The 13,159-nt window shown below is 37.1% G+C and carries 12 protein-coding genes; 7 read left to right on the top strand and 5 right to left on the bottom strand.

The annotated features are described in order from the left end of the window. The first annotated feature begins 126 nt into the window (after positions 1-126). The 4 genes from thrS to rplT all read left to right on the top strand — a co-directional run bounded on the left by thrS (position 127) and on the right by rplT (position 3,403). Positions 127-2,073 carry a threonine--tRNA ligase gene (thrS, locus tag JM81_RS17805; RefSeq protein ID WP_144805398.1) on the top strand — a complete coding sequence of 649 codons (1,947 nt, stop codon included), beginning with the start codon at positions 127-129 and terminating at the stop codon, positions 2,071-2,073. A 23-nt stretch (positions 2,074-2,096) separates the two neighbouring features. Beyond that, the gene (infC, locus tag JM81_RS17800; protein ID WP_089261938.1) at positions 2,097-2,654 is read left to right on the top strand and encodes a translation initiation factor IF-3; all 558 of its coding nucleotides are present in this window, start codon (positions 2,097-2,099) and stop codon (positions 2,652-2,654) included. Between the two features lie 113 nt (positions 2,655-2,767). Then, on the top strand, positions 2,768-2,965 hold the full coding sequence (gene rpmI, locus JM81_RS17795; RefSeq protein WP_047245905.1) for a 50S ribosomal protein L35: 198 nt from the start codon (positions 2,768-2,770) through the stop codon (positions 2,963-2,965). Between the two features lie 93 nt (positions 2,966-3,058). Beyond that, positions 3,059-3,403 carry a 50S ribosomal protein L20 gene (gene rplT, locus JM81_RS17790; protein WP_089261940.1) on the top strand — a complete coding sequence of 115 codons (345 nt, stop codon included), beginning with the start codon at positions 3,059-3,061 and terminating at the stop codon, positions 3,401-3,403. A gap of 36 nt (positions 3,404-3,439) precedes the next feature. On the opposite strand, the gene JM81_RS17785 is transcribed toward rplT, so the two are convergent. Beyond that, positions 3,440-3,718 carry an EF-hand domain-containing protein gene (locus JM81_RS17785; RefSeq protein ID WP_089261942.1) on the bottom strand — a complete coding sequence of 93 codons (279 nt, stop codon included), beginning with the start codon at positions 3,716-3,718 and terminating at the stop codon, positions 3,440-3,442. Positions 3,719-3,750: 32 nt separating this feature from the next. Further along, positions 3,751-4,173 (bottom strand): secondary thiamine-phosphate synthase enzyme YjbQ, encoded by a 423-nt coding sequence (locus tag JM81_RS17780; protein WP_144805396.1) that lies wholly within the window; start codon positions 4,171-4,173, stop codon positions 3,751-3,753. Between the two features lie 91 nt (positions 4,174-4,264). Here JM81_RS17780 and JM81_RS17775 point away from each other — a divergent pair, with 91 nt between their 5' ends. Next, a complete protein-coding gene (locus JM81_RS17775; protein ID WP_144805394.1) occupies positions 4,265-5,059 on the top strand; it encodes an HAD family hydrolase in 795 nt (264 codons plus the stop codon). A gap of 39 nt (positions 5,060-5,098) precedes the next feature. On the opposite strand, the gene JM81_RS17770 is transcribed toward JM81_RS17775, so the two are convergent. After that, entirely contained in the window at positions 5,099-6,094 is a 996-nt protein-coding gene (locus tag JM81_RS17770; RefSeq protein WP_144805392.1) for a helix-turn-helix domain-containing protein, read from the bottom strand. Positions 6,095-6,216: 122 nt separating this feature from the next. Here JM81_RS17770 and JM81_RS17765 point away from each other — a divergent pair, with 122 nt between their 5' ends. Both JM81_RS17765 and JM81_RS17760 read left to right on the top strand, forming a co-directional pair. Then, the gene (locus JM81_RS17765; protein ID WP_144805390.1) at positions 6,217-8,631 is read left to right on the top strand and encodes a TonB-dependent receptor; all 2,415 of its coding nucleotides are present in this window, start codon (positions 6,217-6,219) and stop codon (positions 8,629-8,631) included. A 20-nt stretch (positions 8,632-8,651) separates the two neighbouring features. Next, positions 8,652-10,040, top strand: coding sequence for a hypothetical protein (locus tag JM81_RS17760; RefSeq protein ID WP_144805388.1), 1,389 nt, complete (start codon positions 8,652-8,654; stop codon positions 10,038-10,040). A 102-nt stretch (positions 10,041-10,142) separates the two neighbouring features. Here the strand turns inward: JM81_RS17760 and JM81_RS17755 are convergent, their stop codons facing one another. Beyond that, positions 10,143-11,405 carry an asparagine synthetase B gene (locus JM81_RS17755; RefSeq protein WP_144805386.1) on the bottom strand — a complete coding sequence of 421 codons (1,263 nt, stop codon included), beginning with the start codon at positions 11,403-11,405 and terminating at the stop codon, positions 10,143-10,145. Between the two features lie 168 nt (positions 11,406-11,573). Further along, complete coding sequence (dnaB, locus tag JM81_RS17750; protein WP_089261956.1) at positions 11,574-13,124, bottom strand: replicative DNA helicase; 1,551 nt, start codon at positions 13,122-13,124, stop codon at positions 11,574-11,576. Between the last annotated feature and the right edge of the window lie 35 nt (positions 13,125-13,159).

Genomic DNA, 13,159 nt, shown 5'->3' with positions numbered 1-13,159 from the left:
ATTGAAACAACGCGTAGAATTATAAAATAGACCTGCGTATAAATAGTATCGGCAAAACATAACCTTATACTATTGTGGACATGAATACAACATAGTATCTTTGGCACCTGAAAAGATTTACAGCATATGATCAAGATTACATTGCCAGATGGCTCAGTTAAGGAATTTGAACAAGGCACAACACCTATGGAGGTTGCCAAGAGTATCAGTGAAGGTTTGGCCCGTAATGTTATTTCGGCAAAATTCAATAATACTACAGTTGAAACCACCACCTCCTTGAAGTCAGACGGCAGCTTGATCCTCTACACTTGGAATGACAAGGAAGGTAAAACCGCTTTTTGGCACTCCACATCGCACATTGTTGCCCAAGCTTTGGAAGAATTATACCCTGGAGTAAAACTTACTATAGGACCGGCTATTGACAATGGCTTTTACTATGATGTTGATTTACCTGAAGGCGTTATCTCGGAAAAAGATTTTCCTGCAATAGAAAAGAAAGCTTTAGAGATTGCCAGGGGAAAACATGATTATAAATTACGGGAAGTTTCCAAGGCAGATGCATTAAAATTCTACAAAGACCAAGGGAATGAGTATAAAGTTGAATTAATTGAAAATCTAGAAGATGGCTCCATTACATTTTGTGACCACGATACGTTCACCGATTTATGTAGAGGAGGCCATATACCCAACACAGGTATTGTAAAAGCCATAAAAATACTAAGTGTGGCCGGTGCATATTGGAGAGGCAATGAGAATAACGCCCAATTAACAAGAGTGTACGGCATATCCTTTCCAAAGCAAAAAGAATTAACAGAGTACCTTGAGCTTTTAGAAGAAGCCAAGAAAAGAGATCATCGTAAGTTAGGGAAAGAGCTGGAACTCTTTACATTTTCCCAGAAAGTAGGACAAGGTCTGCCCCTATGGTTGCCAAAGGGCGCTGCTTTGAGGGAGCGTCTGGAACAGTTCTTAAAAAAAGCTCAGAAAAAAGCAGGCTATGAAATGGTGGTTACACCACATATAGGTCAAAAAGAACTATATGTAACTTCTGGTCATTATGAGAAATATGGCGCGGACAGTTTTCAACCCATACACACCCCAAAAGAAGATGAGGAATTCTTACTTAAACCAATGAATTGTCCACATCATTGCGAAGTATACAATTCTAAACCGTTCAGTTACAGGGAGCTTCCCAAACGTTTTGCCGAATTTGGAACAGTATACAGGTATGAACAAAGCGGTGAACTGCACGGATTAACACGTGTACGAGGGTTTACTCAGGATGATGCCCATATATTTTGTACACCCGACCAGTTAGACGAAGAGTTTAAAAACGTAATTGACCTTTCATTATATGTTCTTGGATCATTAGGATTTGAAAACTTTACAGCCCAAGTTTCCGTACGGGATTTGGATAACCCAGACAAGTACATAGGTTCTGTTGAAAATTGGGAAAAAGCGGAACAAGCAATTATCAATGCAGCGAAAGAAAAAGGTTTGGATTACATTATAGAAGCTGGTGAAGCAGCTTTCTATGGCCCTAAACTGGATTTTATGGTGAAAGATGCTTTGGGCAGGCAATGGCAATTAGGTACTATACAGGTAGATTACAATTTACCTGAACGATTTGACCTTACCTATAAAGGTAGTGATAATGAATTGCACAGACCGGTCATGATTCACAGAGCGCCATTTGGCAGTATGGAACGTTTTATAGCGCTATTATTAGAACATACAGGGGGTAATTTCCCATTATGGTTAACACCAGAACAGGCAATAATTCTTCCGGTAAGCGAGAAACATGAAATATATGCCCAAAAAGTTTTAAAATCCCTAGAAAATAACGAAATTCGCGCCCTTATCGATAATAGAAATGAAACGATCGGTAAAAAAATACGTGAAGCTGAAATGAGCAAAGTGCCATTCATGCTGATCGTAGGGGAAAGCGACGAAGCTGCCAACACCGTTTCTGTTAGAAAACACGGAGGTGAAGATTTAGGAGCTATAAGCTTAACCACGTTTACAGACTTGGTTAACACAGAAATAAATAGTACCTTAAAGTCGTTTAAAGAATAAAGTTTAACTAAAAATATTAAGTCATAGCAATACGTAAAAGATTTAGACCACAACCTAGAAGGGAAAATAAGAATCCCCATAATATTAATGAAAAGATTACGGCCCCTAAAGTTAGGTTGGTAGGTGACAATGTTGAAGTAGGTGTATATCCTTTTCCTCAGGCTCTTGAGAAAGCAGAAGAATTAGGTTTGGATTTGGTGGAGATTTCCCCAAAAGCAGACCCTCCTGTTTGTAAAATTATGGAGTATAAAAAGTTTTTATACGAACAAAAGAAGAGGGACAAGGCAATGAAAGCGAAAGCTTCCAAAGTTGTTGTTAAGGAAATAAGGTTTGGACCTAATACGGATGACCATGATTATGAATTTAAGAAGAAGCACGCGGAAAAATTCCTGAAAGAAGGAGCAAAGTTAAAAGCGTATGTATTCTTTAAAGGTCGTTCCATAGTATATAAGGACCAAGGAGAAATTTTATTGTTAAAATTAGCTTCAGAATTGGAAGAACTTGGTAAAGTAGAACAAATGCCAAAATTGGAAGGTAAGCGAATGACAATGTTCATAGCACCTAAGACCAAAGGAAAATAAGATTACGATCGGTTTAATACATATAGACCGTAACTATAAAAATACTGAACGCTACTTACGTTTGTAAGTAGCGTTCAGCATGCAAAGTGAGATAATTAAATAAATTAGGAAAAATGCCTAAACAGAAAACGAAATCCAGTGCCAAAAAGCGATTTAAGCTAACGGGTACCGGTAAAATTAAAAGAAAGCACGCTTTTAAGAGCCACATTCTTACGAAGAAATCTAAAAAGCGAAAGCTTGCTTTAACTCATGATACATTGGTTCACCAACATGATGTTAACAGCATTAAAGAACAGTTACGTTTAAAATAAGCGTTCTTTAAAAAGGTAAAATTATTAACCATGGAGTTAGGCCAAAAAAGTTCCTGAATAAATTAGGGCGCCTACTACAAAAAATTAGAAAAAATGCCAAGATCAGTAAATGCAGTAGCTTCCAGAGCCAGAAGAAAAAAGGTGATGAAGCAAGCCAAAGGTTACTTTGGAAGACGTAAAAACGTTTGGACAGTAGCTAAAAATGCGGTTGAAAAAGCAATGTTATATGCTTATAGAGATCGTAGAAACAAGAAAAGAACGTTCCGTTCACTTTGGATTACCCGTATCAATGCAGGTGCCAGACAACATGGAATGTCCTACTCTCAATTTATGGGTAAAGTAAAAGCTAACAATATAGAACTTAACAGAAAAGTTCTAGCTGACTTAGCAATGAACCATCCAGAAGCCTTTAAGGCGGTTGTAGATCAGGTAAAATAAATTAATAACAATCTCACTTTATAAAAATCCGATTCTTTATGAATCGGATTTTTTAATTTTAGCTATAGCGGACTTGAATTCTTGCCAATCTATCAGCTCATCACCATTCTTATCATACCCTTCTATAAGTTTGGATGATACTATTCCGCGTAAAAAACCGCTTATTTCTGCCTCTTTTAACAATTTTACGATTTCTTTTTTGGTCAATTTTTGATCATGATCTTCATCAAAATAATTAAAGGCCATTTCGGGTGTCGCAAAATGATTGGTTATTAATATCTGTATTTTATTTAAAATGGATTCTTCTGTAGTCATATTTTTTATTTCAATTTCAAGTTAATAAAAAACTATATACCCCACGCAGTGAGAACAAGGTTTCTACCAGATGCATAGTTTCGATGTTCACAGAGATATATACCTTGCCATATACCCATATTTAGCTTACCATTGGTAATTGGTATCTTCACAGATGCCCCCATTAAAGACGCCTTTATATGGGCCGGCATATCATCTGAACCTTCATAGTCATGTTTATAATAAGGAGCATTTTCGGGTACTACGATATTTAGATGACTTTCAAAATCATCACGAACAGTAGGGTCGGCATTCTCATTAATGGTTAAACTTGCGGAAGTATGTTTAATAAATACTTGGAGAAAACCTTGCTGAATATGTTTTAGTTCCGGTATGTTATCAATTATGCTTTGGGTAATGATGTGATAACCCCTTCTATAGGGCGTTAAGGTAAATTCCTTTTGAAATATCTTCATAATACTTTTATATCATTTGAGTGTAAAACTTTATGTATTCGTTCAATTACTAAACATACATGAAATATCTTTGTAATTAAATATAGGATGAATGGATTTATCAAAGATAAAAATGGTGGTAACGGATATGGATGGCACCCTTTTAAATTCTGACCATACAGTTAGTGATCAATTTTTTACTTTGTTTGAGAAACTAAAATCAAAGGGAATAGTATTTGTTGCAGCCAGTGGAAGACAATATAACAGTATTGTAGAAAAATTACACCCAATAAAGGATGATATAATCGTTATTGCGGAAAACGGTGGATTTGCCAAAAAACAGGAAACAGAACTAATAACCACTCCCCTGGTCAAGGAACATATCTCCAAAATATTAAAAACCCTTGATCAAATACCAAATATACACGCCGTACTATGTGGAAAATATACGGCATTTACGGCAGGAAATTCAGCTAAGTTTACCCAAAAGCTAAAAGAATACTATACCGAATTTCAAATTTTGGATAATTTAAAGGATGTTGATCTGGAAATCATTAAAATTGCCATCTATCACTTTGAAAGTTCAGAGGCACATATTTATCCATTTGTAAAGCATTTTGAAAAAGATTTGAAGGTAAAGGTGTCCGGAGAAAATTGGTTGGACATCTCTAGTAATAATGCGCATAAAGGTTATGCCCTTAAAAAACTTATGCAAAATTACAATATCAAATCAGACGAGTTAATAGTTTTTGGTGATTATAATAATGATTTGGAGATGCTTGCTTTATCGGATTATGGTTTTGCCATGGCCAATGCACATCCTAATGTTAAAAAAATGGCCAATTACACCACATTAAGTAATGATGAGAACGGTGTGGAACATATTTTAGAATTATTGGTTAAATAGACCATTCAAAAAAACAATCCTACAAAAAATACACCTCTTTTATTGTTCAACAGCAGGTTTTAGCTCACTGGGCAAATACCCCATGGTCCTTTTAAAAGCTGTGGTAAAATGTTGGGGATTGGCGTAACCAACTTCATATGCAGCATGGGCAATGGATACACCATCTTGGGTAATAAGACTTTTGGCAAACTCCATACGTAGTGCCGTAATATATTTGAAAACCGGCATTCCATATACTTTTTTAAAATCCCTTTTTAATTTTGTGGCATTAAATCCTGCAATTTCCGAGAGATCTAAAATTTTAAGTGGTTCTTTTAAATTATTGCGAATATGTGCCTCTACCTTTACCAAAGCCAAATAATCCGAATTGAGTAATTTGACATTGTTTTTGGATATTTTTGCCGTATGCCTTCCCATCATAAAATCAATCAATAGTACGGTCAACTTACTTTCAAGATACTTTTTTCTTACCAGACCAGTATAGGGACATTGGATGATTTCATTGATATAACTACGTATCTGTGGGGGAATAAATTTACTTTTATCCCAAAGTACAAATGAATTAGAATTGGTTATGGCATCTTGCAATTTACCAAAACCGGTAGCAAAATCCGTACCCAAAAGTTTTTGTAACAATTTTGGCTTTACATAAATTTCAAAAACCTTAATATTACTTTTAAAGAAAATATCCCTTCCTTCAGTTGTAGGATAATAGAACATATTACAATGATTTTCAGGAATCTGTACTAAATATTTAATATGACTTAAGGGCTGATAGGAATATTCCCCTTCTAAGCTAAAATGAAATTTAATCAAATGCTCATCACTTTTGACCCTAATCTCTGAATCAAACTCAAAAAGCAATTTGTTGTTGGTAAAATCAATTCCAGTAATAAACGCAATTTCATCTTTATTGGAAACCTCTACCGTATTATATTGAACAGCATTATTGATGTAGGATCCCCTAAATAAATCTTTGGTACATATATTTTTATATAGAACCGGTCTCACTCCATTTTCGCTCCCTTTTATCATTACTTCCTTATGCGTATGTAAAAATTCTTTTTACGGTACTGCACCGTATGTTCCTGCTTTAGATTTGTAAAGGTATTTATTTAGACTAAATCTTAATAAATATAGACCGCTTTTTTATTTACATGAAAAATTTAATAACCCTTTTACTATTATCAACATTTTACACAGGTTTATCCCAAGTGCAAACAGGCACCATTACAGGCTCTGTCAAAGACCCTTCAGGTACACCAATGTCCTATGCCAATATTTTGATAGAAGGACTAAATCGCGGGGTGTTGACCAATGAGGAAGGCAATTTCAATCTATCTAATGTTCCATTTGGCAAACATACCATCGTGGTCTCGTTCATTGGATACCATACCAGGTCCAAGACAATAGTGATCAATAAGGAATACACCGACATTCAGGTAAATTTTACTATTCAGGAAAACGTTGAAAATCTGGACGAGGTAACCGTAAACGGTAAAACTGAAAAAACCGCGCTAGAAACAAAAGGTTTTTCAGTAAACTCTATAGAAACCAAGGAGGCAGGACTTAGAAGTATCCAGACCAATGAATTATTAAATACGACTGTAGGCGTAAAAATACGTCAGAACGGCGGCTTAGGTTCTAATGTAGAATATAGTCTAAACGGATTGTCTGGTAGGTCGGTCAGTATATTCATAGATGGTATTCCTATTTCAATTTACGGTTCATCCTTTAGTTTAAACAGCATTCCCCCTTCAATGATCAAAAACATTGAAGTATACAAAGGAGTAGTTCCCGGACATTTATCCAGTGATGCCGTGGGCGGTGCTATAAATATTGTACTTCATGAAGGAGGTAAAAACAATTTGAACGCATCTGTTTCCTATGGTTCTTTCAATACCATACAGACCAATTTAAATGGCGCGTATAGATTTTCGGAATCTGGATTTACGGTAAAAGCATCTGCGTTTCATAACTATTCTGACAATGACTATAAGATATCTGGCAGGACAATTGTTGATATTGCACCCAATGGGGTACAGACACCAATTGTAGCCAGAAGGTTTCATGATGCATACCGTTCTACCGGCGGCATGGCCCAAATTGGTTATACCAATGTAGACTGGGCAGACCAGTTTTTAGTAGGATTCACCGCCTCTGATGAATATAAGGAAGTACAGCACGGCACATTTGTGACCATATCTCCTTATAATGGAAGATTCTTGGAGTCAGACGCTCTATTGGCCAATCTTACCTATCAAAAAAAGAATCTTCTTGCCAAGGGTCTGGATTTGAATATCAACGGGGTTTATGGTAAACGCAACCGTGTTATAAATGACACCGTAGCACAAGCTTATACTTGGGCAGGAAAAAGATTGGTAGGTTTTGATGGGGAATATTTGGATTATATCTGGAATTCACAAAATGAAAATGGACCCACCCTTGCAAATATAGAACGAAAAGTAGCCTCAGTACGCTCTGGTCTGTCCTATACCGTTAACGACCATCACAAAGTATTGTTCAACCATGTATATAGCGGTGTAGATAGGGAAGATAGTGATGAAATGGTATCGTTATTGGAAAATACCTTTCAGCAAACCAGTGATTTGTACAAGAATATATTTTCGCTTAGCTATGAACTAAATGCGTTTGAGGATAAGTTTAAGCTCAATGCTTTTGGTAAACATTATTGGCAGAAGGTCCTAAACACAAAACCCGTTTTTAATGAGGACAATACAGCAGTAATCGATGAAATTTATCAAAGCGATAACGATTATACCGGTTATGGTTTTGCCGCATCCTTCATAGTAATTCCTACAGTAACCTTATTGACATCAGCAGAAAAAGCGATTAGATTACCAAGCGAAAATGAGGTATTTGGTGATGCTGGGGACAATTTATTACCAAATCTTTCCATTAAACCAGAAACCAGTAACAATCTAAATATTGGGTTTCGCTTAGGAAAGTTCAACTTTAATAAACATGCTGTTACCCTGTCCTCTAATTTCTTTGCACGAAATATTGAAAATAGAATAGGATTACCCGCCAATGCAGACGGACTTAGGGAAAGTGATGAGTTCATTCAATACACCAATTTGGAAAATACGGCAGAGTCCAAAGGAATTGAAGCAGAATTCTTTTACACCTACGACAATAATTTAGGGTTTAATTTCAATGTAACCCGCATGAGCTTGACAACCGTCAACTCTGGCGTAGAAACCAATGTACCCAATGTGCCATTGTTTACCATGAATGCCGGATTACGATACACCCTAAAGGATGTTTTCCAAACAAACTCTATACTAAACCTGTTTTATAACACATACTATACCGATGAATTTACGTTCAAATTTGCGGCAGGGACCAATACTACAGGAGAAGAAGAATTTTTAATTCCGGAACAAGTATCACATGACTTTGGGCTAAGCTATACTTTTCCCAAGAAAAATTTTGTAATGAGCTTTGATGTCAAAAATATTTTTGACCAAGCTACTTATGATAATCTTTCAGTACAAAAACCAGGCAGAGCTTTTTATCTAAAATTGAATTACATAATCAATAATTTTTAATCATTTAAATAGAATCAAATATGAAACTAAATTTTTTAAACTTTAAAACCTTAGCTTCTATCATACTGGCTACCGGTCTAATGACCTCTTGTAGTAGCGACGATACAATAATAGATACAGATCCTGAAACAGAAACTCCAGATACGGAAGAACCTGTTGAGCAAGAACCAAGGTGGATTACCATTGCCGGTGCAAAAATGGGAGAAAACCCTGGAGATGGCAATGGGGGAACCTTGATCTATTCAGTTACAAGTGAAGATGCCAAAGATCCATCCGTACAGATTGATCCATTTAACAATGGCTTTGTAGCCCCTTCCAATAGAACGGCAAGATTACAATCCGCAGAGGATGGAAATACAATTTTTAACATCAGTTATGCAGGGGATACCGGTGGAAATTATACCAAATATACCGTTGACGGTGGCGGAACATTTACCCAAACAGGATCAGAGATCAGTATTGCCCCATATGTAGGGACCGCACCAAGATGGATAAAACTTTTTGATGGAGATAAAACAGGAGCTGCAGTATATGTGGATACTGAACATCAAGTGGATGATAACGGTACTCCTGACGATGTAACGGACGACACCTATCTATACACCAATTCTACCATTGGCGTTGTGACCTTAGATTTGGTAGATTCCCAAATCAATAACTTTGAAGAGCATGTTCTTACCTTAAGCGATGAGGAATCAGCTGCAGGATACTACATTTCAAGAATAGATATGCCTACTTTAAATGCTGTCGGAAATAAATTATATATTGGTGCACGTGTTAGCAAGATCGATCCCGCGACCTTAGAAAATGATAGTGACTATGAAATTTTAGGCTCTAAAACTATTGTTTTGGATTACCCTTCATTATTAAACCCAACAGTCATTACATCTACTATTGGGCATGGTAATACCAACGGGTACCGTAGTATCAATGCCTTTGAATATAGCGGTAGCGTGTACCAAGCCAACCAAGTAGATCCAGAGGGTTCTTATATCTTGAAAATTAACGCTGATAACACCTATGATGATACTTACGACTTTAATCTGGACGAAGCATTGGGTGTTACCGGTGCCTATGTATTGGCCTGGAGACCTGCTGCAAACGGTAAGGCGGTTTTGGCTTATCGCCATGAAGGCTCTGAAGAGGGTGTTGCAGGAGCTCAAGGGTTCTTTGCATTGGTAGACCTAAACGCAAGAACGGCTGTTAAAATTGACGATATACCTTATGACCCAGATTTCTATTTATTCCAATACCAAGGTTTTGTAGTTGAGGGTTCTGAAATTTATTTGACTCAAGGTGCCGTAGGAGAGAATGGTAACATTTATATTGTAGATACCGAAACCGGAGAAGTGACCAAAGGAGCAGAATTGATCAATGCTACGGGAAGCCATTTTATTGGTGTATTCTAAAAGTAGCATGCCTATTTTACAGTAATTTAAGTATACGCAAATAAAAACCGTTGCCACAAGTTGTGGCAACGGTTTTTAAATTTTTGGAGATAATAGATATTATCAGGTTTTTTGTTTCTTTTTTCTGGCGGCAGGGAATAATACATTGTTAAGAATTAATCGATATCCAGGAGAGGTAGGATGTAACTCCAATTCCGTTTTAGGGTCCCCTACCCTGTGTTGGTAATCCTCAGGATCATGGCCTCCGTAAAAAGTAAAAAATCCTTTTCCTTTAATACCATGAATATATCTTGCCTCTTCATTAATTTTGTTTTCCCCTAAAACCATGACCGTTGGTTTAATCTGGCTACGGGTAAATGCTGTAGTCTGTCCCATAAAACCCTTGACCAAAGAAGTATGGTTTTGACAGAGCATGGTAGGAACGGGATCCCATTTTGCGGAAAATTCCATTAACGAAAAATAATCGGATTCCTTAGGTACATTACCTCTCTTGGTGGTCATATCAATTGATGAGAACTCATATTTTAATGGGCTACGTTCCAAAATAAAATCGGTAAAGGCAAAAGTTTTTCCAAAATCCAAACTAGCCTGATAATTGGGGTCTGATGCATCACCATCAAACATAGGCTCAACAATATCAATACCATCTGCAGCCAAGGCAATGTCAAAACTATCGGAAGCGGAGCACATGGCGAACATGAAACCACCGCCTATTACATAGTTTCTGATTTTTAGTGCAACGGACCTTTTTTCTTCGGAAACTTTATCAAAACCCAACTTTTTTGCCAATTTTTCCGCATTCTTCTTTCCTTCAATATACCAAGGGGTTGCCCTATATGCCCCATAAAACTTACCGTATTGACCCGTGAAATCCTCATGATGAAGATGCAACCAATCATACAATGCCAACTTGTCCCCCAAAACCTCCTCATCATATATAGTGGTATAGGGTATTTCCGCATAAGTCAGGGCCATGGTAACCGCATCATCCCAGGGTTGGTTATCCTTTGGGGAATAAACCGCTATCCTAGGTGCCTTTTCCAGAATGACCGCATCTTGGTTCTTGGCGGGACTATTAATTTCATCAAGGATAGAATTGGCTTGACCATCGGACAGCACCTCAAAACTTACCCCTCTTATTTGGCATTCCTTTCGTATACTTTCACCATCTGGCAATAAAAAGGACCCCCCACGATAATTGAGCAACCACTGCACTTTTTGTTGTTTGGACAATACCCAATACGTAATGCCATACGCTTTTAAATGATTTTTTTGGCTATCGGCATCCATTGGAATAAGGATGGATGATGCTTTCAATTGAACGGAAAAAAACAGGATAAAAACTAAAGTTACAATTTTGGACATATGGGATAGTTCAAGATAGCTATTCAAAGATATGGTAAAATCTTTGGCATTGCATTTATGCTCTCGTTAAAGCCGTTATAAATATATAACGTTCTATTTAGGTCTTCAATTGCTGAAAAATAAAAAAGCCTCTTTTAAAGAGGCTTTTAACATGTGCTATTTCCGCTTTTAAAAAGGAACGTCATTATCCTCATCAAAATCTGGACCAGCGTTCATACTACTACCAAAAGCATCATCTGCACTCGGTAAATTTTTGGTTATAAACGGATTTTCCTCATTGGCGTTCATTTTTGATTGAAATTCAAAAGGGGAATCAAAATCATCAAGGTTATCAAATTTACCTTGGTTACCAATAAATTTCAGTCGTATGTTTTCCAGACCACCATTTCTATGTTTGGCTACAATAAATTCTGCCTGCCCTTGTGTTGGGGTGTGTTCCTCATCGTCCCACTCCTCTATTTTATAATATTCCGGCCTATAGATAAAGGAAACGATATCCGCATCCTGTTCAATGGCCCCAGATTCCCTCAAATCCGATAGTATTGGTCGTTTACTTCCCCCACGCGTTTCCACTGCACGGGACAACTGAGACAAAGCAATTACGGGTACGTTAAGTTCTTTTGCCAAAGCCTTTAAGTTTCTTGAGATGGTAGAAATTTCCTGTTCACGGTTTCCTCCTTTTTGCGATCCCCCGGCAGTCATTAATTGCAAATAATCAATCATGATCATTTTAATACCATGTTGTGATGCCAGCCTTCTAGCTTTTGCCCTAAGGTCAAAAATAGAAAGCGATGGTGTATCATCAATAAACAACGGGGCTTTTTCCAAGGACTTTACTTTAACGTTCAATTGCTCCCATTCATGTTTTTCCAATTTACCGGTTCTCAGCTTTTCTGATGAAAGTCCCGTTTCCGAAGAAATCAATCGAGTAATCAACTGTACAGAGGACATCTCCAACGAAAAGAAAGCTACCGGTGTATTTGAATTCACTGCCATATTCCTTGCCATTGATAACGTCAAGGCGGTTTTACCCATACCCGGTCTTGCAGCCACAATGATCAAATCACTTGGTTGCCAACCTGATGTAAGTTTATCCAATTTATCAAATCCGGAAGGAATACCGCTCATACCCTCTTTTCCGGCAATTTCCTCGATTCGTTTTTTGGCCTGTATTACCAAATCCTGGGCGGTTTCCGCAGAACGTTTTAAGTTTCCCTGGGTAACGTCATATAATTTAGATTCCGCAGCATCCAATAGGCTAAAGACATCTGTACTTTCATCATAGGCCTCTTCAATGATCTCTCCTGAAATTTTAATTAAACTACGTTGTATAAATTTTTGTAGAATTATACGAGCATGAAATTCAATATGGGCGGAAGAAGCTACTTTTTGGGTAAGTTTTATCAAATAAAAATCGCCCCCACAGGCTTCTAATTTACCTGCTTTCTTCAATTGTGAAGAAACGGTTAATAAATCCACAGGTTGTGATTCCTCAAAGAGGATAAAGATGGCTTCGTAAATAAAACGGTGCGCGTCCTTGTAAAAAACATCTGGATGTAGAATATCTATTACTTCATCCACACCTTTTTTATCTATCATCATAGCACCAAGCACAACCTCCTCTAAATCAACAGCTTGCGGTGGAATTTTACCCCTTTCCAGGTTAATAATAGTAGATTTGTCGATCTTGCGACCCACAATAGGTTTAGTGTTCTCCATAGTACGAAAATATACAATTAACCTTTAGTTAACGT

The organism is Maribacter sp. MAR_2009_72 (assembly GCF_007827235.1).
Classification (GTDB): Bacteria; Bacteroidota; Bacteroidia; order Flavobacteriales; family Flavobacteriaceae; genus Maribacter; species Maribacter sedimenticola.
Note: the sequence above shows the minus strand (reverse complement) of the source record. Positions and strands in the feature narration are given on the sequence as shown.